Raw genomic sequence first — 26,014 nt, 5'->3', positions numbered from 1 at the left:
CAGCCCGCATAGTAGAACGTCCATTCCGAAATAAGGCGACCAGCTAAGGTCGTCGTTCGGATTGGAGAGCGGACATGTCGACGCGACAGGGCGACGGAAACATCGGGGTTCGACGCGCGGGGGCGGCGCAGGGGCTGACACTGGCCATCGCGGGTTTCCTGCCGGTGCTGAGCATCCTGTCGCTGGCACCTGCGGTGCCCAGCCTGATGCGGCATTTCGCCGACATACCGTTTGCGACGACGCTGGTGCCGTTGATGGTCACCGCGCCCGGGCTGATGGTCGCGCTGCTCGCGCCGTTCGCGGGCATGCTGGTCGACCGGTACGGCCGTCGGCGGCTGATCCTGATCGCGACCTTCTGCTACGGGTTCGCCGGCATCGCACCGTTCTTTTTCGATCACCTGCCGATGATGTTCGCGACACGCCTGATGGTCGGTGCGGCGGAGGGGTTGATCCTCATCATCGTCAACGCGCTGTTCGCCGATTACTTCACGGTTCGCGAACGCCGGACCTGGATCACGGTACAGGGCGTCAGCGGCCCGATCCTGGGCACCGGATCGATCGCGCTGGCCGGTGCGCTCACCGCACTCTACTGGAACGGTGCGTTCCTGATCTATGCCGCCGCGCTGCTGATTTTCGCGGTGATGGTGTTCGTCCTGTATGAGCCGCGGTCGGCTACCGCATCGCTGGCCGGCGAGGCCCCTGCGCCGGCCACCCCGTTTCCGACGCGGACGGTACTGTCCTTCTGCGCCGCGACGCTGTTCGCATCGGTCCTCTACTATGTCTTCATCGTCCAGTCGGGGCTGGCGTTCGAGGCGACGGGAGAAGCATCGTCGGCGCGGCTCGGCTTCCTCATCGGCATTTGCAGCCTCGGCACACCGATCGGGGCGTTGCTGTTCAATCTCCTGTCGCGCCGCGTCGGGGGCGACCGCCTGATCGTCAGCTTTCTGGCGTTCATGGGCGTCGGGATGGTCGGCATGGGATTGGCCCGCAACGTCGAGATGATGGCCGTGTTCGGCTTCATTCAGCAGATCGGCGCGGGCATCACCGTCGCCGGCCTGATCTTCTGGGTGTCACGGCTGTTGCCGCCCGAACATCGCGGGCGTGGCTTCGGAATGTGGACCTGTGCCTTCTTTGCCGGGCAGTTCGTCAGTCCGGTCGTCGTCGGGCTGGTCCGCCACGTCACCGGCGGCATCCTGCCGACCTTCGTTGCGATGGGATGCGTCGCACTGACGGGCGCGGTGGCGCTGCTGATCGGTGGGAAGATGTTGCCACGACCGATCGACAGCGACGGATGAGCTGATCGGCCCGGTCGCGTATGTGCGGCGCGCCTTCATCCCCGGATGGAGGCGCGCTTTTTTGTACCTGCAACCCGGGGCAACACAGGGCGGCTGCTGATCGGGAGAGGACGGATGGCGTGCCGTCGATGGTCGGTACGAAGCGTCGTCCGGTTGCGGCTGCGTCTCAAGTCCGGCCGGACATGGCCCGCCGCCTCTCGGCCGCGCGGACGACAGGGCGTTCCGTTCGAAACCATCCGGTATTCCGTCGACCTGTACCCCAGCACCCACCGCGACGAACCTTCGCGAACGGCATGGCTGGATTTGACTCCGTCGACGACGACTGCCGAAGCGTGCCAGACTGACCGGGCACCAGCGGCATATGGCGAAGGTCGCGACTCTCGCGGGACCTTCGATCACGTTTCGGCGGTTTGCCGCCCTCCTCACGCACGCGTGTCCCGAGCGGCACCCATTCTGCCGGAGCGACAGACGCAGAAAGGGCGGAGGTGCCTGCGCACCCCCGCCCATTTCGTCGACCGGACCGGATCGATCAGAATTGCAGGCTGGTCTGCAACCCGACCTGACGGACCGACTGGATGTTGTAGGCGTAGGCGAAGTTGCCGAGCAGCCGGGTCGCGGCCGCGGGCAGCCGCGATGCCCCGATATTGTTGGCGAACAAAGCGACGCTCCACTGGTCGTTGACGCGGGCACCAACCCGGCCGCCGAAGATGAACCGCGCTTCGTCGACCGAATAGGTCGGGTCACGCACTTCGTCGGTCAGGCGCGTGGCGCTCTTGTACCTGCCGTCGAGCGACAGGAACCCTTCGACATTGTTGCTGACTGGCGTCGTGTATTCGCCGGACAGCGTCGCGGTGAAGCGCGGCGCGAAGGCAAGCTGCTGACCGATCAGCGAGACATTGTCGCGGTCGCGATAGTCGATCGGATATTTGGCGACGTTGTAGATCGCGCTGGCATTCAACGTCAGGTGCCGTCCGATCCGGCCGAAGGCATCGGCCTCGATCCCCTTGCTGACGACTTCCGACACGTTGGTCGGCAGCAGCGCCGGCACCGGATTGTCGCTGAGCGTGACCGTGGTCTGCGTCTGGAGGTTGCGTACCTTCTGATAGAAGCCGTCAATGTTGAACGACAGCCGGCCGTCGAACAGCGAGGACTTGATGCCGACCTCATACGCCATCGGCTTTTCGGGCAGGACGACGTTGCGCAACAGCGGCACGTTGTTGACCACCGCGATCGGCGCGAGCTGTGCGTTCTTGTACCCACGCGCCACGGTGCCATAGACCATGAACTGGCGGGTGGGTGCCAACTGCCCCCCGACGCGCCACGACAGATCGGTATCGTCATAGCCATAGTCGGTGGTAAGTGCCGTCCCGTTCGGGATCGGGCCACGCACGGCGACGCTCTGCCGCAGTCCGACATGGTTCAGCTCGCTGCGCTGCAGGCGCACGCCACCGAACACCGTCACCGGGCCGTTGCGATAGCGGGCCTCGCCGAAACCGGAATAGTTACGCGACTGGGTGGTCGAACGCTCCAGCGTGCCGATGATGAAGCCGTTGGGCAAGGCCACCTGCCCGCCCTGCGGTGGCCCCTGTTCGACATCGGTATCGGCGTCGTAGTAAAAGCCGCCGAGCACGACCGACAACGGCCGCGAGGGATCCGACGACAGCCGGATTTCCTGCGTGAACTGACCGTAATCGGTCGCTGCGCCGGAGCTGATATTTACCGCCGAGTTGTAGAAGCGGTCGATGTCGGTCGAGGTATATAGGTTCTGGATACGACGTGCGGTGATGGACGTCAGTGTCAGATCGCCCAGCTCGACATCGACCTGACCCGACAGGCCATAGGCGCGCCCGCTTGCCCGACCGGGGCGACCGCAGGAATCGAGGTTGCCGCGTTGAATGGTGATCCCGCAGCTGCCCGCAAGGGCAATGGTGGCCGGTGTTGCCGCCTGAACATAGTTGAAGAACGGCGGATCCTGCGTCGAGTTGTAGCTATAGTCGGCGATCAGGTTGACCGTCACCCGGTCGGCAAAGGTGCCCAGATACCGCGCGCGCCAGCCCGCCTCGGTCAGTTCGTCGGTCCTGCCGGTGAACAGGTTGCGGTTGGTACCGGTCGTCCGTCCGCCGAAGGCGCTGAAGCGGACGGCCGAGGTTGACGACACCGGCACGTTCACACCGCCGCGGACGATCTGCCGCCCCAGTTCCGACCCGGCAAAGCCGTCGCCCGAAGCCTCGAAGATGATCCGTCCCGACACCGCGCTGGGATCGGGTGCCAACGTGCTGATGTTGATGACGCCCGCCGACACGCTCTGGCCGAACAGTGTTCCCTGCGGACCGCGCAGCACTTCGACGCGGGCGATGTCGAACAGGTTGCTAATGTTGGTATTGCCCTGCACCACGCCGTCGACGACGATCCCGACCGCGCTTTCGGCCGAACGGCTGAGCGCGGCGGTACCGATGCCGCGTACGAAGGCGCCGCTGCCGCCACCGCCGCTGACCGCACCGAATTGCAGCGCGGCGGTCGTGCGCGAAAGATCGGTAAGCTGCGTCACCTGCTGGCGTTGCAGCTGGTCACCGCTCACGACCGAAATCGCGATCGGCACGTCCTGAACCCGCTCCGACCGGCGCTGTGCGGTAACGACGATTTCATCGGAACTGGCATCGGCGGGCTGTACCGCTGCGGCAGGCTGCGGATCGGCGGCGACGTCCTGGGCATGGGCCGGCACGATACACGTCGAACCAAGCAGGGCGGCAAGCAAAGGGAAACGCATTCGATCCTCTCCTGAAAATGACAATCCCGGCGATCCTCTGGGCGGGCCGCTTTATGGAATATACGTTCTGGTTTTGATAAAGCCAGAGTCGACTGGTTGTCAAGCGGCGGCGATTCACGCGAATACGTTGGGTGAAACACCGTCGCTTGGTCACGCCCTTAACGTCAGCGTATCGATTGATGCGCACGCGCTGCGGCGATTGACACTTAATGGAACAGGTGTTCTTATTACCGTCAAAACAGGCCATCTTGATGCGAGCGCATCGATGGCGCGGAACGACAGCGTGGGAGCGGATGGGTGATGGTGCAGGCTAACGGCAGGTATCCGAGCATACGCCGCGACGTGTCACGGCGCAGGTTGCTGGCCGGCATCGCGGTGCTGGGGACGACGTCGCTGCTGCCCCGATCCGCGCTGGCCGCGCCCAACGGCCTCAGCCCGAAGATCGACGCGCTGATCGCGAAGATGACGCTTGAGGAAAAGATCGGGCAGCTCACCCTCTATCCGGACGAGGTGCGCCCGACCCCCCGGCCGATCAATCCCGACATCAACGCGCAGGCCGAGGCGCGCGACCGCGCCCGCTTCCAATATGCCGAAATCCGCGCCGGGCGCGTCGGCGCTTTGCTGGCCGGAACCGGGGTCGCGCTGGGCCGCGATCTGCAAAAGGCTGCGCTCGAATCGCGGCTGGGGATTCCGTTGATGTTCGGGGCCGACGTCGTCCACGGCCTGCGTACCATCTTTCCGCTGCCGATCGCACTCGCCGCCAGTTTCGAACCCGCGCTGGCAGAACAAACCGCGCGCGCCGCCGCGCAGGAGATGAGCGCGGTCGGCGTTCATTGGACCTACGCGCCGATGATCGACGTGGCGCGCGACCAGCGGTGGGGCCGTGTAGCCGAAGGATCGGGTGAGGACCCGTATCTGACCGCGCGCTTCGCCGAAGCCTATGTGCGCGGATTCCAGGGCGACGACCTGACATCGCCCCGTAGCGTCGCGTCCTGCCCGAAGCATTTCGCCGGCTATGGCGGGGTGCTGGGGGGCATGGAATATAACGCCACGGACCTGTCCGAACGCGAACTGCGTCAGACGCATTTGCCGCCATTCAAGGCCGCGTTCAATGCCGGGGCGATCACGACGATGGCGGCGTTCAACGACATAGATGGCGTTCCGGCATCGGGCAACGCGAAGCTTTTGACCGGCATCCTTCGCGACGAATGGAAATTTCCGGGTTTCGTCGTCTCCGACGCCGGATCGGCGGAGGAACTGGTGGCACATGGCGTCGCCGCCGATGAGGCGGAGGCGGCGGCGCTGGCGCTGAACGCCGGCGTCGACATGAACATGGGCGGCGGCCTCTACAAACGGCACCTCCCCGCGCTGGTCGCGTCCGGCAAGGTGCCGATGGCCCATGTCGACGAAGCGGTGCGGCGCGTGTTGTTGGTGAAGGAGCGGCTGGGCCTGTTCGACGATCCCTTTCGCTCGCTCGACCCAAAGCGCGAGGCCCGCGAGGTGCGAACCCCGGCGGCACTCGCGCTCGCCCGCAGCGCGGCGACGCGCTCCGTCGTGCTGCTGAAGAATGAAGGGAACGTCCTGCCGCTCCGCAAGGACGCGCGTGTCGCGCTGATCGGGCCACTCGGCGACGATCCGGCGAACATGGACGGAACCTGGGCGCCTTGGGCGAAAACGGGGGAAGCGGTGACGCTGGCACAGGGGTTGCGGGCCGCATTGCCCGCCGACCGGCTGCGGGTGGTCAAGGGTTCGGACATCCACACCGCCCTGCCCGGTGGCATCGACGCTGCGGTCGCCGCCGCGCGCGAGGCCGACATCGTCATCCTCGCCATCGGCGAAGGCCAGGACATGTCGGGCGAAGCCCGTTCGCGGGTCGAGATCACCGTACCGCACGCGCAGCAGGCACTGGCCGATGCCGTCGCGGCGACCGGCAGGCCGGTCGTGGTGGTGCTCGGCACCGGTCGCGCGCTGGCGCTGCACGGTGCGGTCCGCGATGCTTCCGCGATCGTCGTCGGGTGGTTTCTGGGTTCGGCTGGCGGGCTGGCGCTCGCCGACGTGCTGACCGGAAAGGCCGCGCCATCCGGTCGCCTGCCCGTCAGCTTTCCGCAGGATTCGGGTCAGCAGCCTTTCTATTACAACCACAAATCCACCGGGCGCCCCCAGGCACCGGGCGAAGCTGCGTTCTTCAAGGCGCGCTATGTCGAGGTGTCGAACGAGGCGCTCTATCCGTTCGGGTTCGGCCTCGGTTATGCGTCGGTGACGTACGGCGAACCGACGTTAAGCAGCGCAGCCCTGCCTTGGGACGGTTCGATCGAGGCAACGGTCGAAGTTCGCAACACCGGCACCCGCCCCGTTGAGGAAGTCGTGCAGCTCTATATCCGCGATATGGCCGCCAGCGTCACCCGCCCGGTGCGCGAGTTGAAGGGATTTCGGAAGGTAACGCTTGCACCGGGCGAAGCACAGCGCATCCGCTTCACGATCGCGCGAAAGGATCTGACCTTCGTCGGCAGCGATCTGACGTGGCAGGCGGAAGCAGGCGCCTTCGATCTGTGGATCGCCCCTTCATCGGCAGCAGGGCGGCCGGTTCGTTTCATGCTGGGAAAAGCCTGATGAAGATTCGCATCTTGCTGACATTCGCGGCGGTAATGCTGGCGGGATGCGCAACCCGTGCCAGACCGCCGGTCGATCCGCTCGCGGCGGGGTTCGCCAATCCGCCCGTCAGCGCCAAACCCTATAGCTGGTGGCACTGGCTGGGCGGCAACATCACGCAAGAGGGGGCGCGCCGCGACCTGGAATGGATGCACCGCATCGGTATCGGCGGTGTGCAGTTGTTCGAAGGATCGATCGGCACCCCACGGATCGTCGCGCAGCCAATGCCGTGGATGTCGCCACCTTGGCGACAGGCGTTGCGATCGAGTGTCGCCACCGCCAACCGACTGGGCCTCGATTTCGCGATCGCGTCCTCGCCGGGATGGAGCGCGTCGGGCGCGCCGTTCGTCCAGCCGGCCGATGCGATGAAGAAGCTGGTGTGGTCGCAGGTCGATTCCGTCGGCAACGGGCCGATCCGGCTGCCGCCGCCGCCGGATGTCGCCGGGCCGTTTCAGGACATTGCGGCGGACGGGACTACCGCGCGATACTATCGGGACGTCGCCGTCCTGGCCTTTCCCGCTCCGCAGGACGCAGCGACGGTGACGCAGATCACCGCCGCCCCGGCCACTCCGCTGTCCGCTGCCGAGTTGAGCGACGGCAGGTTCGCTCGTGCGATCGACCTTCCCTTCGATACAAGCGGCGAGGCACGGCTTGATTTCGGGTTCGCCGGGCCGACGCCGTTGACGTCGGTCACGATCGGTCTGGACGCGCCGCACGGGTTCGGCGCGCCACCTGCGCCACGTGTCGAGGTCGAGGTGAGCGAAGATGGGCGGACCTTCCGTACCGTCGCGACGCTGGCGCATAATCCCGCCAACATCCTCGTCGCCGCATTCCCCTCGGTCGTCGCCCGCGCTGCCCGTATCCGTTTCATCGCCCAGCCCGGTGGGTTTCCACCCGTCGCGCCGGGCGTGGTGCCGCCCCCCGCCGCCCCCGCCGTTACCGCCGCGCGCGTGACCGAGGCGCGCTTCGCAACCACGCCGACCGTGCATCGCTGGCCCGAAAAAGCCGGGTTCGCGACCGCACTCGACTATGCCACGCTCGCAACGCCGCCCATGACGGGGAGCGTTCAACCCGAAGCGATCCGCGACCTTACCTCGCGCCTGCGCCCGGACGGGACGCTCGACTGGAAACCCCCGCCCGGTCACTGGCGTATCCTGCGACTGGGCTATGCCCTGACCGGCAAACGCAACGCGCCCGCACCGGCCGAGGCAACCGGGCTGGAGGTCGACAAGCTCGATGCGGCGGCGGTCGGGCGCTATGCCGACCGGTATCTGGGCATGTACGCCGATGCCGCCGGCAGCGGACGGATCGACGGCCTGCTCAGCGACAGTATCGAGGCGGGGAACCAGAACTGGACACCCGGCATGGTCGCGGCGTTCCGCCGGCTGCGCGGCTATGATCCGCTGCCATGGTTGCCGACGCTGACCGGGACGGTAATCGGCGATGCCGCGCGCAGCGACAAATTCCTGCACGACTTTCGCCAGACCGTCAGCGACCTGCTAACCCAGGCGCATTATGCGACCCTCGCCCGCAGCGCCCATGCGCGCGGCATGACCTATTATGCAGAGGCGCTGGAGGATCATCGGCCGCAACTGGGCGACGATCTGGCAATGCGGGCGCAGGCCGACGTTCCGATGGGCGCGATGTGGTGGGCAGCCGCCGGCACCCCGCCGCGCACGACATTGATCGCCGATCTTCAGGGGGCGGCATCGGTCGCCAGCATCTATGGGAAACCTATCGTCGCCGCCGAATCGCTGACGTCGTTCGGTCATCCCTTCGCCCTCGCGCCGCGCGACCTCAAATCGACGATCGATCTCGAACTGGCGCTGGGCGTGAACCGGCTCATCATTCACACCTCGCCGCATCAGCCGCTCGACACCGCACCCGGCATCGCACTGTCACCGTGGCTGGGACAGAATTTTTCCCGCCTCGAAACCTGGGCGGAAATGGCGGGCGGGCTGACCGACTATATCGCCCGCTCCTCCTATCTGATGCAGCAGGGCCGCCACGCCGCCGACATCGCCTATTTCATCGGCGAGGATACACCGGTCACCGCCCTGTATGGCGACCGCCCCTTTTCCGACCTGCCCGACGGCTATGCCTTCGATTTCGTCGGGCCGGACGGCCTTGCCAAGGCCCTTTCCACGCAAGCCGACGGCACGCTTCGTTCGCTTGGCGGCGTCGGCTACCGGATACTGGTATTGGGCGGCACCAGCCAGCAGCTGACCCTGGCGACCCTCGAACGGCTGGACGCGCTGGCGGCGGCGGGGGCGATGATCGTCGGCACGCGGCCGACCGCCTCGCCCAGCCTGTCGGACGATCCTGACGCATGGCAACGCACGGTCGATCGGCTCTGGTCGCGGCCGACGGTGCGCACCGATCTGGCCGGGGCGCTCGCCGTACAGAAGATGACGCCCGACTGGAGCGGGCCGCGTCGCGACCAGGTGGCCGTTCGCCATCGCACCATGCCCGGCGCAGACATCTGGTTTGTCAGCAACCGCACCGGCCGACCGCTGTCGTTCGATGTCAGCCTGCGGATCACGGGCCACCAGCCGGAGCGGTGGGACGCGATCACCGGGGGGATATCGCCGGCCGCGTTCCGCATCGCCGACGGCCGGACGGTCGTACCGGTCGAACTGGACGAAACCGGCTCGACCTTCATCGTCTTCCGCCATGCAACGCAGGCGACCGCTGCGGCACCGGTGCGGGCAGACGTCTATTCGCTCGCCTCCTTTGATACCGGGTGGACATTGACGCTCGGTGACCAACCGGCGGTACAACTCGACCGGCTGCGGTCGTGGACCAGCTTTTCCGAACCGGACCGACGCTATTTCTCGGGAACCGGCATCTATCGACGCCGCATTGATGTGCGTAGCGACTGGTTGGGCAAGGGCCGGGTAATGCTTGATCTGGGCGATGTGGAAACCGTGGCCGACGTGCGCGTGAACGGTCGCCCCGCAGGGATCGCATGGACCCCTCCCTACCGCATCGACGTCACCCCGCTATTGCGCACCGGACGGAACGACATCCAAATTCACGTGGCAAATCGCTGGGTTAACCGCCTTATCGGAGACCAACAACCAAACGCCCACCGCACCACCCCCCAAACCAAAACATACCAACCCCATGCACTTTTGCCGCATTCTGGCCTCGTCGGGCCCGTGCGCCTGACGCGTGAACGCGTACCGCCGTCGCAACTTTCACATCCTACGCCTCGTTCGCCGAAAGATGATTTTCGACGCTCAATGAGGCGCCTGGAAGAAACAGCCGCCGCGATGGACGAAATAACGCGCGGCGTGACCAAGACCGCCGGCGCCGCCGAGCAAACGACGCAGGTCGTGGGCACGGCACAGACCGAGATCGACCATTCGCAGCAGGTCGTCCGCCATGCAGTCGACGTGATGGGCGCCATCGAACGTTCGTCGACCGAAATATCCGAAATCATCTCCATTATCGACGGGATCGCCTCCCAGACCAATTTGCTGGCGCTCAACGCCGGTGTCGAGGCCGCGCGTGCCGGCGAAGCCGGCAAGGGCTTTGCAGTCGTTGCGTCGGAGGTCCGCGCACTGGCGCGGCGTTCGGCCGATGCCGCTACCGACGTCTAGGCCAAGATCGGTGCCAGCGCTGTAGCGCGCGGCCTTGCCGAACAGGCGCAAGATCTGGGCGTGATGATTGCGACGTTCCGCCTGACGGACCAAGGAACACGGCTGGAAACTGCGACGATTTCTTCCAAATCGATGGCCCGCCAAGCCGCCTGAACCCCTGACGGCTTCATTCGCATCACGTGCTTTGCTCGCCACAAGCGCGATCACGGCCAGATTTCATCCGTGTCGAGCATCGAGATTCCGATCGCCGCCCGGCGGTCAGCATATCGAGTCAACGCCCGTCGAGGGTCAGCAGCGCGACACCCTGCCGTGGCAGCGCGATGGTGAAGGAACGGTCGCCAGCGGCACTCACCGTTTCCTCGCGCATTGCCGACGCCGTCTCCAATTCGGCATATTGCTTCTCGTTGGGCGACTGCGGCGATCCCATACGTTGCCATGCCGTGAAGGCGTTGGCGTGCTCGCCATCCACCCGCCACAGCTTCGCCCATCCTGTCTTCGCTCCGGCAATGTCGAGCTTCACTTGCGCAACCGGCCCGGCGACGTCGTCGTCGTGATAATGCCACAGCAGCACCGCGACCCGCCCGTCGGGCGTGCGGGTTGCCACCGTGCCGATATCGGCGTCGCCCCGCACCCCGTCTTTGACGATCGCATCGAGCGGCACCTGCGCGCTGCTGGTCGCGGCGATGCGTTCCGGCCCCATCTTCGCGAACATCCGGAACACGTTGAGCACCGGCAGGTCGACGCCATTGGTCGATAGCTGGCGATAGCCCGCGAACCACGGCTGATCCTCGAATTCGAACGACCACGACAGGATACCGTCGAGGTTCACCTTCCGTCGGGCGGCCAGATCCCAGATGCGCGCGAAGCTGGCGGCGGTGTAGCTGGAATACATCGTACCGTTGCGATACGCGTTTTGCGGTCCCGGACAGGCGGCACAGCCTTCCGGATCGCTTTCGCCGATCACGATCGGTTTGGCCGCCAGCGCGGGAAATCCGGCGACCCGGGTGAAGCCCCGGTCGACATTGCGCAGATGCGTCGACAGCCGCATGCGGACATGACCATCGACGAAGCTCGGCGCGCCCTTGGCATGGAAGGACAGGAAATCGGTCGGCGTCCCCGTCTGCCCGGTCACGTAATTCCGGCCCGAGGCGACATGGCGCATGAAACCTTCCATGAAGTCGCCGGCGACGGCGACATCGGGTCCGCCGACCTTCGCGGTCGGCAATGCGCGTCGTACCGCATCGATCGCGAAATCGTGCAGCTTGTTGAATTCGTCCGGCGATGCCTGCCAGTAGAATTTCGAATCCGGTTCGTTCCAGACTTCGAAATACCAGCGGTTCACTTCGTCAGCGCCATAGCGTTCGACGTTATGTTTGGTCCATTGATAGACGAGTTCGGCCCATTTTTCGTAGCTGCTCGGCGGATAGGTCCATCCGGTTGCGATCAGCCGGTAATCGAACCCCGGCCGCCAGCTGTGCTGGTACGGCGTCCCCTTCGGCCCGGTCGACAGTGCTTCGGGCATGAAGCCGATTTGCAGATAGGGGCGCACGCCGCGGGCGAGGTAGGTATCGATGATATTGTCGACGATCGTCCAGTCAAAGACCGGTTTTCCGTCCGGCCCCTCGGTATAGGCGTTGGTGCTGCCCCATTTGAACGCCGCCGTGCCGTCGCCGGTGCTGAGGAGATTATGCGCGCGAAAGAACACCTCGCCGCGCTTCAGTTCGCCCAGTTCGACCAGCAGCTTCCGCCCGTCCTTCATCGTCGCGTAATTGGGTTCGTCGGCGCCGAAGAAACGCCAAGCGGGCGGCAACGGCCCCAGCGACTTGCGCGCGTCGACGGTGACCGACACTTCGCGAACTGCCGCTGGCGCGACGGCGGCGGGCGCCGTCTGCGCACTTGCGGCGGCCCCGGACAGCGACAGGGCGGCCAGCGCCGCCAGTTCGGGAAAACGGATCATGCGCCTCTCCTGCAGGCTGTTCTTGCTTGATCCATGGGCCGCTCATCGCGGCCTCACGGCAAACCTTCCCTTTACTCATGCAATATCAGCGAGGTCCGCAAGCGGTAAATGCGCGCACGTTCATGCGCGGGCCTTTCGCGAGGCCTGCGCCGCGCTGATGCTGGCGAGCATCGTTTCATATTGGTCGGTGTTGAAGCCGGCGGCGAAGAAGGCGGCCAGTTCATGGACCGGGACCGCGAAGCCGCGATGCCAGCTGAGCACCGCCATGCGCCGCAGCGCCTCCAGTTTCGGATCGGCGAGATTGGGGTCGCGGCGGCGGGTGCCGAACACCCGGCCGAGCGCGATCGACAGCGGCGAGGGTTCACGCAGCGACGCCATCCGGTCGCGCTGGGCGAGTGCCACGACCGACCATTCGAGTGCGCTGAGACCGGTGGCGACCGGATCACTCGCCTCGACGACGGGAGCTGCGGCGGCGGGGGTGGCGAACAGTGTGTCGCCGGAGAAATCGACATAAGCCATAAAAAATCCTCCCAAACAGGCAGAGGCACGCAGCAGCGGACGCGCAGGGGCGACCGCCAAAGCCCCCCTTTTCGGAGCCGAGGCACTGCTGCGGGGACGCAGGCCGCCGACCCCCGAACCATCAAGGCCCGGGCAGAGCGCGTTCTGCAGGAAAGGTTACGAAGGTTACACGTACCGCCGAATTACGGGGCGGCGACCGTGCTACAGTCAGGTTCGAGCATAGCGGCGTCCTTGCGAGAGCCGGAGCACCGTTGCGATGCTCTCTTCTATACTGACCGGTATATTAACAGCGATTCGGTTCGTCAACGCCTTTTGTACCGATCGGTAGAAATATTCTACCGCCCCGGCCACATCATCAGGCTTGTCTCGACCACCCGCTCCAGTTCGGCGCGGGTCGCACCCGATCCGGCCTGCACCGCCATCCCCTGAAGAATGGCGTACAAATAGCTGGTAAGGCCCGAGATATCGACATGATCGGGCAGGTCGCCGTCGCGCTTCGCCTGTTCGAAGCGTTCGACCAGCGCGGCCTGCGACGAAGCCCGCCGCTGGATCACATCGGCCTTGATCGATGCCGCCTCCGCGCCGCACGCGGTTGCGCTGATGACGCCCAGACACCCCTTGGGATCGCAGCTGCTCATCTGCGCATTGATCGCGCCGCGCATGAAATGTTCGGCGACGGCGCGCGCGGTCGGCTGTTTCAGGGCGTCGCGGGTATATTCGAGCTTTTCGTTCTCGTAGAGGTCGAGCGCCTTGTGGAACAACGCTTCCTTGTTCCCGAACGCCGCATAGAGGCTGGGCTTGGTGATACCCATCGCCTCGGTCAGGTCGCTCATCGAAGCGCCCTCATACCCCTTCGACCAGAACACGCCGAGCGCCGCCGCCAGCGCGTTGTCGACGCAAAATTCCCTGGGCCTACCCTTGGTGGTAACAGTCGACGTCTTTTCCATAACGTCCGGTACATATTCTAATCGAACGGTTGTACAAGGGTGCGACGGGTTCCAAGACGTCGATCGTATCCGATCCGCCGCGCCGAAGTTGACACCGTGCGCCCAACCGGGACCGGGTCATGCGGTCCGTTGCGGTTCTCGCTCCCGATAGAGGAAGGTGCGGAAGTCAGCGGAGATGCCCCGCCCCGACATATCCTGACACGCCATGCCGACGAAGGTGCCGGTGAAATTGGGCAGGCCGGTGATCGTCGCTTCGTCCGACAGGAGACTGGCGTCGAACACGTCTTCCAGCCATTGCCAATCACTTGCCCCCACCGCGCGAAAGGCGCAGCGCAACCGTTCGTGATCGACATCGACCCGCAGTTCGAGCGGGCCGGCGGGCACGGCGATCGGCGTGGAAGCGATGCTGCGCCCTTCTCCGATCGGTTCGACCGAGAGGACCTGCAACTGACGCTGTCCAGCGTCGTCGGCGGTCAGGTGCAGGAAATGATATTTGGTCGCGTTGTAATAGCAGATCAGCCCGGCGGCCTGTTGAAAGTCGTTGGGCGTGAAATCGATCTCGGTGGTTGCGGTATAGCACCATGCCTGTTGCCGCCGCGCGACCAGCGCCTGTTCGAAATGGCTGCCGATCGTCTCCCGCCCGAACAGACGGAGATGACCGGGCCGCGCGGTCAGGCTGAACAGCCGATCGGGATGGGGCGTGCGCAGCCACTGAAAAGGTTCGGGCAGGTCGGGGCCGTCGAAGGTGTCGACGCTATCGGTCGCGGGGATCGCGGTCGCAGGCCCCGGCACCTCGGCCCGTGGCAGCGCCGGGCGCAGCCAGCCGTCGTCGCCCCATGTCATCGGCTGGATCGCGGTCTCGCGGCCGAGCACGCAGCGGTCGCTGTCCGGCAGCGGTCGGCCGCACAGATAGGCGAGCCACGTCTCCCCCGCAGGCGTATCGACCAGATCGCCATGACCGGTACGTTGCAGCGGCAGGTCGGGGCGGCCGCGCGCGGTCAACACCGGGCCGTCGGGATGCACTTCGTAAGGGCCGAACAGATCGCGCGAGCGGGCCATGACCACGGCGTGGTTGCGTTCGGTGCCACCTTCGGCGACCAGCAGGTGATACCAGCCGTCGCGCTTGTAGAGGTGCGGCCCTTCGGTGAAGCCAAGCGGCGTCCCGTCGAAGATGGTGCGGCGGTCGCCGAGCAACCGACCGGTGGCAAGGTCCATCTGCTGCACGACGATGCCCGCGAAGCGTTTGCGATCGGGGCGGTGGTCCCACAGCATGTTGAGCAGCCAGCTGCGCCCGTCATCGTCGTGGAACAATGCGGGGTCGAAGCCGCTGCTGTTGAGGTGCACCGGATCGGACCAGTCGCCGTCGATCCGGTCGCTCCACACCCAGTAATTATGGAAATCGCGCAGCGACGCGCCCCTGGCCCCGTCGATGGTGGTGCGGCCATAGCGTTTGACGTCGGTGAAGATCAGGTGGAACCGGCCATCGGCAAAGCTGAGGTCGGGCGCCCACACGCCGCAGCCATCGGGATTGCCGCGCATGTCGAGCTGGGTCGGGCGGCGCAACGGCCGCGATACCAGCCGCCAGTCGGCGAGATCGCGCGAATGATGGATCTGGACCCCCGGAAACCATTCGAAGGTCGAGGTGGCGATGTAATAATCCGCGCCGACGCGAACGATCGACGGATCGGGATTGAACCCGCGCAATATGGGGTTGGCGATGGTCATACGGACTTTCGGATCAGGGTCCAGAGCAGCGCGGCACCGACCAGATCGAGCAGCCCGAGCAGGACGAAGAAGGGCTGATACCCAACGCTGTCGACCATCGAGCCGAGCACCAGCGTAAAGATCAGCACGCCGAGGTTCGCGGCGGTACCCGACACGCCGGTGGCGGTCGCCACCTGATCCTGCGGGAACAGGTCGGACGTCATGGTGATGACGGTCACCGACAGCGTCTGGTGCGCGAAACCGCCGAGGCACAGCAGCGCGACGGCGGCGAGCGGGCTGCCGACCGTGCCGACGAACATCATGCCGGTCATCAGCAACGCGCCAATCGTGAACGCCCAGCGGCGGGCATCGATCAGGTCGACGCCGCGCCGCTGCAACCACGCCACCACCGCCGGCCCGAAGAGGCAGCCGAGATCGGCGGCGAGGAAGGGCAGCCACGCGAACATCGCGATCTGGGTCAGGTCGAACTGGCGGACCTGTATCAGATACAGCGGCATCCACAGCGACAGCATCCCCCAGACCGGATCGGCGAGGAAGCGCGCAGCGGCGATCGTCCACAGATTGCGTCGACGCAACAGTTGCCCAAGCGGCGGGCGGCGGCGCTGCTGCGCCAGTTCCGGCTCCTGCCCGCCAAGGATGAGGTCGCGTTCCTCGACCGACAGCGCGCGGTGGCGGCGCGGCGGCGCATACCAGGCCAGCCACGCCACAACCCAGAGCAGGCCGAGGCCACCGGCGACGAAGAAGGCCGCCCGCCAACTATAGTTGAACACCGCCCAGGCGACGAGTACCGGTGCCAGCACCGCGCCGAACGATGCGCCGATCTGATAGATGCCGCCAGCGACCCCACGTTCGCGTGCGGGAAACCATTCGGCGACGACCTTCATCCCCGCCGGCTGTGCCGACCCCTCGACCAGTCCCAGCGCGCCGCGCAGCGCGGCGAAACCGAACCAGCCGGTCACGAGGCCGTGCCCCATGGTGATGAGCGACCAGACCGCGACGAACAGGGTGAAGCCGACCTTCAGCCCGATCAGGTCGAGCAGATAGCCGGCCACGGGCTGGAACATGATCCCGAACTGGAACGCGCCGGTGATCCACGAATATTGTTGGGACGAAATCCCCTGTTCGGTCATGATCGCGGGCGCGGCGACGCCGAGGATGCTGCGGGTCAGGTAATTGATGACCATCGCGCCGACGAACAGCGCGATGATGGTCCAGCGCACCGATTTGAATCGCGCCAAATTACCCCTCCCGGTAACGTTACCATCAGAGTGGTAGGCGCTACCGGTCGGGGAATGCAAGCCCGATATCCGCGCTTGCCCGACACCTCCCGCCCCCGATACGATGGGATGATGGACGATCGCGCCACCGGTGCGCCCTGTCGCGAACCGGCGATCGCCCTGCGCACCGCATCGCAGAGAGACGCTTGACCCAACCCACCCGCCGACGTCGCAGCGTCACGATCATCGATGTCGCCAAATATGCCGGGGTGTCGCCGATGTCGGTGTCGCGGGTCATCAACGGCGATACTGGCGTTCGCGAAAAGACGCGCGCGGTCATCAACGATGCGATCCGCGAGCTGAACTACACGCCCAATTTGATGGCGCGCAGTCTGGTGACGTTGAAGGAGATCCGCATTGGTGTGATCTATTCCAACCCCAGCGCCGCGTTCATGGGCGATTTCCTGGCCGGTGTGTTCGAGGAAGCGTCGAACCGCGCGGCGCAGTTGATCCTGCTGAAAGGACAGGATGGCGGCGCGCCATCGGCCGAGGCGGTCAGGCGACTGCTCGCCTCCGGCATCGGCGGCGTGATCCTCGCCCCGCCGCTGGGCGAGGCGGAGGGGCTGCGGCGGATGCTGCACGATGCGTCGGTACCGGTGGCGCTGGTCGGCGCGGTCGCTTCGGACGCGATCTCGGTCGGGATCGACAATCACCGTGCGGCGCGCGACATGACCCGGCATCTGATCGCGATGGGGCATCGGCGGATCGGCTTCGTCGTCGGCAATCCCGATCAACAGGCGAGCATCGCCCGCCTCGATGGGTTCCGGTCGGCGGTCGCCGAGGCAGGAGACGTCGCGGCGACGATCGTGCAGGGCGATTTCAGCTATGCCTCCGGCCTGATCGCGGGCGAAGCATTGCTGGGCGCGGCCGATCGCCCGACGGCGGTCTTCGCCAGCAACGACGACATGGCGGCGGCGGTGGTGTCGGTCGCGCATCGTCGGCATCTCGACATCCCGGCCGACCTGACCGTCACCGGTTTCGACGACAGCACGGCGGCGGTGACGCTGTGGCCGCCGCTGACCACCATTCGCCAACCGGTGCAACAGCTTGCGGCGGAAGCGTTGCAGTTGCTGATCCGCGAGATGCGCACCGGTACGGCGCTGCCGGCCGGGGAACGGCTGCTGGTGCTGGGTCACGACCTGATCGAACGCGAGTCGACGGCGCCCCCGCCCGGCTGACGTTGCGCGGCGTCGTCCGCCATGACACGCTGCGGCCAAACAAGAGGGGGGAGCGAGGATGCGGACGATTCGACGGGCGGCTGTGGCGGCGATGGCGGGCGTGGCACTGGCGGGGATGACGGCCGATACGGGCGAGGAACGCGGCAGCGGCCCCTACCCCGCGCTGTTCGAGGAACGCGCCGACCTGCCCGATCATGTCGTCTATCGCCCGGCCGATCTGGGCAAGGTCGGGCGCGGGGCGCTGCCCATCTATGTCTTTGGCAACGGGGCGTGCAGCGCCGATGGCACCAGTTCGCGCAACCATCTGCTGGAGATCGCGTCGCACGGTTATCTGGTGATCGCATCGGGTACGATCCCGCGCCCTTCGGCAGCGAAGCCTGCTGCACCAGCGGGGCGGATGGCGGCGCCGACCGAGACGAGGGCGCTGACCGATGCGATCGATTGGGCACAGCGGGAGAACCGCCGCGCCGCCAGCCCCTTTGCCGGGCGGATCGCGACCGACCGGATCGCGGCCTCCGGCTTCAGCTGCGGCGGACTGCAGGCGCTGTCGGCGGCGCAGGACCCGCGGGTCACGACCGCGGTCGTCATGAACAGCGGCTTCTTTCCCGACGGCGCCAACCCGATCGCGGGGGTGGTGTCGGACAAGAAACTGCTGAAGACGCTGCACGGATCGGTGCTGTACGTGCTGGGCGGCACGACCGACATCGCTTATGGCAACGGCACCGACGATTATCGCCGGATCGACCATATCCCCGCCGCGCTGGTCAACGTGCCGGTCGGGCATGGCGGCACCTATATGCAGCCGCATGGCGGCGTCGCCGCGAGCGTCGTCACCAAATGGCTCGACTGGAAACTGAAGGGCGATGGCAAGGCGGCCGGCTATTTCACCGGCCCCGCCTGCGGCTTCTGCAAGGACGAGCGGCTGACGATCGAGAGCAAGCGGTTGTAGGATCCGGACGGCGGCGCCGCCGTCCGGATCATTTCTGCCTCAGAAGGAGAAGCGTACGCCCGCGCGATAGGTGCGGCCGAGCACGTCGTAGAGCGCGGGGTTGACGAAGAAGGGCGACTTGGCCGGATCGCGGTTGAACAGATTGTCGACCTTGGCATAGGCCGTCACGCCCTTGGACAGGTTATAGGTGCCGCCGATGTCCATGTAGAAGGCGCCGGGCACGAAATTCTGGTCGATGGTCGGCCGGGTCAGCGTCGATACCGGGCAACTGCCGGCGTCGCAGCGGACATATTGGTTGCCGAGCACGCCGTCGCTGAACCAACGTTCCTGCACCAGCAGCGAGAAGCTGTCGGTCTCGTAGCTCTGCACCGCCAGCCATTTCCAGTCGGGGGTGTTGCCGATATTCACCCCCGCAGTGTCGTTGGGGATGGTGCCGGTCAGCCCGGTATCGGTCACGAACTTGCGGATATGGGTGGCGAGCGCGCGCAGCGTCAGTTGCCCCGGCAGGCCGAGCGGGCGCTGCCAGCGATAGCTCGCTTCGATATCGAAGCCGTCGGTGTCGATCGAGGCGAGGTTGAACGCCTGTACGTTGATGAAGTTCGGGCCGGACGCGTTGTTCAGGTTGAACGCGCTGCACGTCTCCGGAAGGATCCCGCGGAAGCACAGGTCGACGATGTCGGCCGCGCCGAGGCTGGAGATGACGTCGGTGATCTTGATCTTGTAATAGTCGACCGACAGGCTGAGGCCGGGCAGCAGGCTCGACCCGGAAAAGGCGATGCCCGCGGTCGTGTTGCGCGCGATTTCCGGGGTCAGGCTGGTGTTGCCGATCGTGTTCTGGATCGCCAGCACGTTGACGTTGCGGAACGGGTCGAGGAAGTTGGGCAGCGTCGTCGTGACCGGTGCCGCGAACAGTTCCGACAGGTTGGGCGCACGCACGTCGCGCGACGTCACCCCGCGCAGGCGCAGGCCGTCGATCGGCAGGTCCCAGGTGCCGCCGACCTTCCACGCCCAGACGGTGCCCGACGTGCTATAGTCGGTAATACGCGCCGCGGCGTTGATGCTGGCCCGACCAGTCGCATCGCCGTTCAGCAGCGGCACGTCGACTTCGGCGAACGCTTCCTTGACGCTGTAGGCGCCGGTGCCGTTCTTGTAATTGCCGGCATACCAGTTGTTGCCGGCGGGCAGCAGCACCGGGTCGAAAGGATAGGTCGCATCGTACGGCGAAGCGGCAATGCCGGCGCCATAGGGATCGGCGGTGACGCGGTAGAATTCGTGGCGGAATTCGCCGCCGAACGCGACCGATACCGGCCCGGCCCAGGATTGCAACGGCGAGCCCGAGAAGTTCAGGCTGACGACGTCCTGCGACTGGCGGGTACGCTGGCGCGGGCCGTTCGACGGCATGATGTAGCGCAGCGCCGCTTCGGGGGGATTGCCGCCGAAGACGTTGAGCGGCTGACACCCGCTGGCCCGCGCGGTCGCATCGGCGCAGACGATCGCGCCATTGAGCGTGGTCGCGTTGATCGCCTGGTTGAAGCGGTTGGACAGCAGGATGTTGTCGACGTCGATCTTCGTCCGGTTAGTGCCGTGTTCGGCGTAGATGTCGTAGTTCCAGTCGGTGCCGAGCACCGGGGTCCGCCCCTTCGTCCCCAGCACGAAGCGGTACTGGCGCCGGTCGGTATGGACCTGGGAATTGCCGAGCGCGGCATTGCTGGTGCCGAAGCGGAAATTCGTGATGCCCGCGGTCGCGCATGCCGCCTGCACCGATGCCGGAACATAGGGATTGGCACACTGAATGGTCAGGTTCGGGCGGTTCTGGCCGTTGACCGGCTGATTGTTCGTCCGCACCCGCGCGATGTTGGCGGTCAGGTAGATTTCGTTGTTCGGCGCGAAATCGAACCCCAGCCGGCCATAGCTGTTGAGCCGTTCCAGCCCGGAGAGCAGCGAGCGCCCGGCATCGACATTGCCCGACAGGTCGCCGCCCTGACAGAAGCCCGAGAAACAGCCGATCACGGTGCCGGACGCATCGCGCGACGGCACACCGTTCGACCCATATTGGAACTGGAACGGACGGCCCGATTCGTCGAAGGCGATCCCTTGGAGCGGACCGGCGGTGATCAGGCCATATTTGGTGAAGGTCGTCGACTGGGCGAAATCGCGCAGCACATATTGCGGCGACCCGTCATTGGTGACGTTGCGATTGACCAGCGTCGTCTGCTTGAACCAGTCGCGCCCGCCGGCCAGGCCGATGCCGAATTCACCACCGCCGACGCCCTCGTCGCGGGCATATTCGGTGCTGGCGACCAGATGCAGGCGATCCTCGAGAAAGCTGGTCCCCGCTGCCAGCTGGACCAGCACTTGTTCATTGTCGCCATAGTCGGTGATGCTGCCCTGAAGATTGCCCTTCACCCCCTTGAACCGGGTATCGGTGATGAAGTTGACGACGCCGCCGACCGCATCCGATCCATAGGAGGCCGATGCGCCGCCGTTGACGATGTCGACGCGCTTGATGAGCAGTTGCGGGAACTGGCTGACATCGGGAACGCCGGTCACGTTCGCGCCGACGACGCGCTGTCCGTCGAGCAGGGTCAGGGTGCGGATCGCGCCGACGCCGCGCAGCGAAAAGGAGCTGAGCCCCTGCGCACCGCTCGACGTGCTGAAGGTGTTGACGCTGGTGCCGGTCGATCCCTGCAACGAGGGCAGCTGGGCGATCGTATTGAAGATGTTCGGCTGGGCATTGGCGGCGATGGCGGTTTCGTCGACGACGGTGGTCGGGGTCGGCGCGGTGAAGCCGCTGGTCGTGATGCGCGATCCGGTGACGACGATATCGTCTGCCTGTTCATCGGGCGCGTTCGACGGGTCGGGCGCGGCGGTGCCCGCCTGAGCCTCGGTCGGCGGCAGTTGCGCCTGCGCGACCGACGGCAACAGACAGGCGAGCGCGACCGCCATCGGCGCGACGCCGATACGCAGCGAAGCGACAGGACCGTTGTTCAGCTTCTTCATCATCCTACTCCCTGTTGTCGTGGCCGTTGGCGACCCTGTTTTTTTTCCGCGCAGCACCGGGCGGCGGCCGGTTCGTCATCGAACCGCACCCGAACAAGCATTTCGAAGATGTCGTTGACGAAGGGACCGCCGCACGCGTCGACGATGGCCGTTCAGCCCTTACGTCCCTCTCGGGTTCCGCATCCCCTCCCCTGCCGCCGGCGCCATTCGACAGTCCGCCGACGAGACGAACCTACCGGCTATTCTCCGATATGACGTACGGTAACGTTACCATTTGCGGTAAGTCAAGCGGGTTTGCTTGGGGTAGTGCGTTTAAGATATGGCGATATTTGCGCGGAATGCGGTTATATTGCGGTGCCGCAAGGTGGTTTTGTCGGTGTGGTCGCAAGGTTCGTTGCGCGTGCAGATTGGGGGTCTGGTGTAGAGAAGACCAACGGCTTGCGCGTGTGGCTCTCGGCCCCGCCTGCGCGGGGGTACGTGCTGGCGTTGGTGGTCGGGGCTTTCTGCGGAGGTATTCCAGGGCGATCGACATTAGGCGACGATCGCGAATTTCCGTCATTCCCGCGCAGGCGGGAAGCCATAGCCGCTGACGTGTCGGCTGGATTCGCGACGCCGGCGCATATGGGCTACCACCTCCGCGGAAGGGACGATTGCAGATGGAGCAGTCTTTCCGCGTCGGGGGAACTGCATGTCGATCCGGCTTAGGAGCTGGGGATGGGTTTGTGGGGGACGGTCACGTCCGCCAACGGGCCTACCCACCCCCGGCCCCTCCCTTTCAGGGAGGGGAGGAAGAAGCGGGCTATCGCTCCGGAGCGGGAGTGGCCGTAGTCGCTGCGGCTCAGGTGCGATTTGGACCGAGTAACGCATCGAGCCGGACCGGTGCGAAGGCGTGGACGTCCACGCCGACATCGAACTGGCGCGGCATCGGTTTCAACCGGCCGTGGCTGTGACCGTGCAGGTTAATCGCGCGCTTGTGCTGCCCGTTCCAGCTTCGGAACGGATAATGGCATAGCACGAGGCGGTGGCCGTCAAGATCGATCTCGGCATAATCACCGGTGCTGGCCCAGCCGGTTGCGGACAGGGTCGCGTCGGGATCGTTGTTGCCGCGCAGCAGATGCTTGGTACCGTGCAACCGGTCGAGCAGCGCGGGTATGTCGGCCGCGCGGCGTGCGACATCGCCCAGATGCCAGACGATATCGTCCGGCCCGACCGTCGCATTCCAGCGCTCGATCAGCAGCGCGTCCATGTCGGCCACGGTCGCGAAGGGCCGTTTGTGGATATTGATGGTGCGATGGTCACCGAAATGCGTGTCGGCGGTGAAGAACACCGTCATGTCCAGTAGAGCACCCGCGCCTGCGGCAGCAGGACCGCGATCCGTTCTGCGAAGAAGTCGCGCAACGACCGCATCGTCGCCGCGTCATAGACCTGTTTCTCGGTACCGAACTTGGTACGCTTGGTGGTCCGATTCGCCGTCCCCATGTCGAGCGACGATCCGGGATACCAGCTGTCCAGCACCGCCTTCGACCCCGCCGTGAAGCGGTGGGTGATGAGTTCGATCGTCAGGTCGATTCCCGGCACCGCCGCGAGCGCCGATGCGGCATCGGCGAGCAGCGCTCCATAGGCGTCGCGCCAACCCTCCGCTGCGATGATCGGCGCGATGGTAAGCCCGACCGGATAGCCCGCCGTCGCCATTTCCGCCAACGCCGCCAGCCGGGCGGCGACGGGATCGGTGCCCCCTTCGAACCGGGCGAAGGCGCGCGGGTTGATCGACGCGCGCATTCGGGTGCGCCGCTGATGATCGAGGATGAGCAGCGGTTCGACCCCGGCGAACTTGGTCGTGAAGCGCAACTGCACCGGCGCGTCCCACCGGCCGAACCACGCGATCGTCGCCGACAGCGCACCGGTAATCGGTTCGAGCGCGAGCGGATCGGTGTAGCAGGATGCCTCGAACGTCGTGCCCTCGCCCATGCGGTCGCGATTGCGCGAGGTGACGCTGCCCTCCCCCAGATAGGCGGGCAGCCCGTCCAGTATCTCATCGAGATTGGCGTAGACGCGGGTAATGGGCGGCCCTTTCAACGAGCCGGCGAGATAGCAATAGCCGCAATGGGCCGGGCATCCCTCGGCCAGATCGACACGCCAGTCGGCGCTGGGCGCGATCGGTTGCAGCCGGCGCTTCGACGGCGGCGCGACGACCACCGCCAGCGTCGCCTTGGCCGAGGCATAGGCGCGGCGCGGATCGTCGGGCAGGTCGAGCGCGAGGCGGTCGCCGGGCAGCAGCACGACCTCGACCCCCTGTGCGGCGGCGCGCTCGGCGATGGCGCGGCCATGGGCGAACGCCATCGATGCACGGGTGACCAGCAGCCGGCGCGGGCGCCAGTCGGGTCTCGCCTGCGATGTGGTATCGGGAAGGGTCGGCATCGCCCTCCAACGATCCACATCCGCAGACGGTCCGGTCCGCCCGCCGCTCCCCCTATCGACCGATGCGGAAGCGGACGATGCAGCTATCCCATGGGGCGAGCGCCATGCCGCCCTGCCCCGCGCCCGACGCACAGATGCGCTCGCCGAATTGCGGGGTGCCGCCGGTCCAGCCGGTCGGAGCGGCGGTGCGCGGCGTCGCGCCGATATTGGTCAGCACCAGCGCGCCGCTGCCGTCGGGATTGGTCCGCGCGAAGGCGAAGACCGCCGGGTCGCCGCTGTCGAGCGGAACATAGCTGCCGGTGCGGAACGTCGGATCGGTCCGGCGCAGTTTTGCCAGGGTGCGATACCAGTTGAGCAGCGAATTCGGATCGCGCTCCTCTGCCGCGACGTTCTGGGTGCGATACCCCTGCGCGACCGGCAGCCACGGCGCACCGGTGGTGAAGCCAGCTTGCGGACCGGCATTCCACTGCATCGGCGTGCGCGCGCGGTCGCGATCGTCGGTGCGCGGGCGCTTCGGACCGATCGGCACCTGCGCCAGCGTCGCCTTGTCGGCGTCGCCCATGCCGATTTCCTCGCCATAATAGAGCAGGGCGACACCGGGGTTGAGCAGGGTCAGCGCCGCCGACAGCTTGGCGATGCGATCGTTGTTCACGCCGTCGCCGAACTCGCTCCACTGGCGCGACTGGTCGTGGTTGCTGAAGAATTCGACCGGGGTCAGCCCGTCGAGCTTCGTTGCCGCCTCGTCATAGCGGCGCTTCAGTTCGGCCGCGTCCAGCTTGGTGATGTTGCCGACCAGGAAGTTCATCGGCAGGTGGATCTCGTCCTTGTCCTTGCCGTACACCGCGCGGAGCTGTTCGATCGAGCGGGTCGAGGATTCGCCCAGCAGAATCGGATTGCCGGGATAGGAATCGACGACCTTGCGCATCTCGCGCAGCACCTGATTGGTGCCGGGCAGTTGCGAATTATACGGCTTCAGCCAGACCGGATCGGCATCGGGATTCGGGTCCTGCGGCCAGTTGCTGTCCTCGAACAGATAGGGGGTCGCGTCGAGGCGGAAACCCGATGCGCCATGGTCCAGCCAGAAGCGCACGACATCGAACATCGCCTGCTTCAGCTGCGGATTGGCCCAGTTCAGATCGGGCTGCTGCGACAGGAAGATATGGTAATACCATTGCTTGCGGGTCGGGTCCCATGTCCAGCTGGGTCCGCCGAAGATCGATTTCCAGTTGGTCGGCGGCTTGTCCGGCGTGCCGTCGCGCCAGACATACCAGTCGGCCTTCGCATTGGTGCGCGAGCTGCGCGATTCCTTGAACCACGAATGTTCGGCCGAGCTGTGGTTGACGACCAGATCGACCAGCACGCGGATGCCGCGCTTGCGTGCCTCGGCGACCAGATTGTCCCAATCGGCCATGGTGCCATATTGCGGGTCGATCGCGGTGTAATCGGACACGTCATAGCCGAAATCGGCGTTGGGCGATTTGAAGAACGGCGTGATCCAGATCGCGTCGAGGCCGAGCGACTGGAGATAGTCGAGCCGCGAGGTAATGCCGCGCAGGTCGCCGATGCCGTCGCCATTGCTGTCCTGGAAACTGCGCGGGTAGATTTCATAGATCGTCGCGTGCTTCCACCATGGCTCGGCGACCGGGGCTGTTGCAGCGGGTGCGGCCGGTGGTTGCTGGGCGGGCACTTCTGTCATCGGCAGAACGGTCGCCGCAAGCAACGCAGCAA

Annotated in this window: 15 protein-coding genes; 5 read left to right on the top strand and 10 right to left on the bottom strand. The window is 65.8% G+C overall.

The genetic code is table 11. The annotated features are described in order from the left end of the window. The first annotated feature begins 74 nt into the window (after positions 1-74). Positions 75-1,295 (top strand): MFS transporter, encoded by a 1,221-nt coding sequence (locus ASE59_RS13110; RefSeq protein ID WP_056456891.1) that lies wholly within the window; start codon positions 75-77, stop codon positions 1,293-1,295. 529 nt (positions 1,296-1,824) lie between these two features. On the opposite strand, the gene ASE59_RS13105 is transcribed toward ASE59_RS13110, so the two are convergent. Further along, positions 1,825-4,062: a TonB-dependent receptor gene (locus ASE59_RS13105; protein WP_056456888.1), complete on the bottom strand. Its 2,238-nt coding sequence runs from the start codon at positions 4,060-4,062 to the stop codon at positions 1,825-1,827. Between the two features lie 342 nt (positions 4,063-4,404). Between ASE59_RS13105 and ASE59_RS13100 the strand changes: the two genes are divergently transcribed. Together ASE59_RS13100 and ASE59_RS13095 are read left to right on the top strand one after the other, a co-directional pair. Beyond that, positions 4,405-6,672, top strand: coding sequence for a glycoside hydrolase family 3 N-terminal domain-containing protein (locus tag ASE59_RS13100; protein WP_235515760.1), 2,268 nt, complete (start codon positions 4,405-4,407; stop codon positions 6,670-6,672). After that, positions 6,672-10,316: a glycosyl hydrolase gene (locus ASE59_RS13095; protein ID WP_056456885.1), complete on the top strand. Its 3,645-nt coding sequence runs from the start codon at positions 6,672-6,674 to the stop codon at positions 10,314-10,316. The genes ASE59_RS13100 and ASE59_RS13095 overlap by 1 nt, the downstream gene beginning before the upstream one ends. Before the next feature lie 271 nt (positions 10,317-10,587). Here the strand turns inward: ASE59_RS13095 and ASE59_RS13090 are convergent, their stop codons facing one another. The 5 genes from ASE59_RS13090 to ASE59_RS13070 form a co-directional block, all read right to left on the bottom strand. After that, entirely contained in the window at positions 10,588-12,273 is a 1,686-nt protein-coding gene (locus tag ASE59_RS13090) for a GH39 family glycosyl hydrolase (protein WP_056456883.1), read from the bottom strand. A 120-nt stretch (positions 12,274-12,393) separates the two neighbouring features. After that, positions 12,394-12,792, bottom strand: a complete 399-nt coding sequence (locus tag ASE59_RS13085; RefSeq protein WP_056456880.1) for a hypothetical protein — start codon at positions 12,790-12,792, stop codon at positions 12,394-12,396. A 335-nt stretch (positions 12,793-13,127) separates the two neighbouring features. Continuing rightward, positions 13,128-13,739: a TetR/AcrR family transcriptional regulator gene (locus ASE59_RS13080; RefSeq protein WP_056456879.1), complete on the bottom strand. Its 612-nt coding sequence runs from the start codon at positions 13,737-13,739 to the stop codon at positions 13,128-13,130. Positions 13,740-13,856: 117 nt separating this feature from the next. Beyond that, on the bottom strand, positions 13,857-15,464 hold the full coding sequence (locus ASE59_RS13075) for a glycoside hydrolase family 43 protein (protein WP_056456876.1): 1,608 nt from the start codon (positions 15,462-15,464) through the stop codon (positions 13,857-13,859). Continuing rightward, positions 15,461-16,702, bottom strand: a complete 1,242-nt coding sequence (locus ASE59_RS13070; protein ID WP_056456873.1) for an MFS transporter — start codon at positions 16,700-16,702, stop codon at positions 15,461-15,463. The genes ASE59_RS13075 and ASE59_RS13070 overlap by 4 nt, the downstream gene beginning before the upstream one ends. A gap of 185 nt (positions 16,703-16,887) precedes the next feature. Here ASE59_RS13070 and ASE59_RS13065 point away from each other — a divergent pair, with 185 nt between their 5' ends. Both ASE59_RS13065 and ASE59_RS13060 read left to right on the top strand, forming a co-directional pair. Continuing rightward, positions 16,888-17,919 (top strand): LacI family DNA-binding transcriptional regulator, encoded by a 1,032-nt coding sequence (locus ASE59_RS13065; protein ID WP_082458408.1) that lies wholly within the window; start codon positions 16,888-16,890, stop codon positions 17,917-17,919. A gap of 58 nt (positions 17,920-17,977) precedes the next feature. Beyond that, a complete protein-coding gene (locus ASE59_RS13060; RefSeq protein ID WP_156360073.1) occupies positions 17,978-18,868 on the top strand; it encodes a hypothetical protein in 891 nt (296 codons plus the stop codon). Between the two features lie 39 nt (positions 18,869-18,907). Here ASE59_RS13060 and ASE59_RS13055 read toward each other — a convergent pair whose 3' ends face one another. The 4 genes from ASE59_RS13055 to ASE59_RS13040 form a co-directional block, all read right to left on the bottom strand. Next, positions 18,908-21,868, bottom strand: coding sequence for a TonB-dependent receptor plug domain-containing protein (locus ASE59_RS13055; RefSeq protein WP_056456870.1), 2,961 nt, complete (start codon positions 21,866-21,868; stop codon positions 18,908-18,910). An 838-nt stretch (positions 21,869-22,706) separates the two neighbouring features. Then, a complete protein-coding gene (locus tag ASE59_RS13050; RefSeq protein WP_056456867.1) occupies positions 22,707-23,201 on the bottom strand; it encodes a metallophosphoesterase family protein in 495 nt (164 codons plus the stop codon). After that, complete coding sequence (locus ASE59_RS13045; RefSeq protein ID WP_056456864.1) at positions 23,198-24,286, bottom strand: SPL family radical SAM protein; 1,089 nt, start codon at positions 24,284-24,286, stop codon at positions 23,198-23,200. The genes ASE59_RS13050 and ASE59_RS13045 overlap by 4 nt, the downstream gene beginning before the upstream one ends. Positions 24,287-24,338: 52 nt before the next feature. Next, positions 24,339-25,982: an alpha-glucosidase gene (locus ASE59_RS13040; protein WP_162235318.1), complete on the bottom strand. Its 1,644-nt coding sequence runs from the start codon at positions 25,980-25,982 to the stop codon at positions 24,339-24,341. Positions 25,983-26,014: the final 32 nt, after the last annotated feature.

The sequence above is a fragment of the Sphingomonas sp. Leaf10 genome (genome assembly GCF_001421245.1).
Taxonomy (GTDB): Bacteria; Pseudomonadota; Alphaproteobacteria; order Sphingomonadales; family Sphingomonadaceae; genus Sphingomonas.
This window is presented reverse-complemented; position numbering and strand designations above follow the sequence as displayed.

Bases quoted from the DNA above. Each gene is read 5' to 3' on its own strand.
- ASE59_RS13050 (WP_056456867.1), bottom strand. From the start codon at position 23,201: ATGACGGTGTTCTTCACCGCCGACACGCATTTCGGTGACCATCGCACC.
- ASE59_RS13085 (WP_056456880.1), bottom strand. From the start codon at position 12,792: ATGGCTTATGTCGATTTCTCCGGCGACACACTGTTCGCCACCCCCGCC.
- ASE59_RS13095 (WP_056456885.1), top strand. From the start codon at position 6,672: ATGAAGATTCGCATCTTGCTGACATTCGCGGCGGTAATGCTGGCGGGA.
- ASE59_RS13110 (WP_056456891.1), top strand. From the start codon at position 75: ATGTCGACGCGACAGGGCGACGGAAACATCGGGGTTCGACGCGCGGGG.
- ASE59_RS13075 (WP_056456876.1), bottom strand. From the start codon at position 15,464: ATGACCATCGCCAACCCCATATTGCGCGGGTTCAATCCCGATCCGTCG.
- ASE59_RS13045 (WP_056456864.1), bottom strand. From the start codon at position 24,286: ATGCCGACCCTTCCCGATACCACATCGCAGGCGAGACCCGACTGGCGC.
- ASE59_RS13055 (WP_056456870.1), bottom strand. From the start codon at position 21,868: ATGAAGAAGCTGAACAACGGTCCTGTCGCTTCGCTGCGTATCGGCGTC.
- ASE59_RS13060 (WP_156360073.1), top strand. From the start codon at position 17,978: ATGCGGACGATTCGACGGGCGGCTGTGGCGGCGATGGCGGGCGTGGCA.
- ASE59_RS13040 (WP_162235318.1), bottom strand. From the start codon at position 25,982: ATGACAGAAGTGCCCGCCCAGCAACCACCGGCCGCACCCGCTGCAACA.
- ASE59_RS13090 (WP_056456883.1), bottom strand. From the start codon at position 12,273: ATGATCCGTTTTCCCGAACTGGCGGCGCTGGCCGCCCTGTCGCTGTCC.
- ASE59_RS13080 (WP_056456879.1), bottom strand. From the start codon at position 13,739: ATGGAAAAGACGTCGACTGTTACCACCAAGGGTAGGCCCAGGGAATTT.
- ASE59_RS13105 (WP_056456888.1), bottom strand. From the start codon at position 4,062: ATGCGTTTCCCTTTGCTTGCCGCCCTGCTTGGTTCGACGTGTATCGTG.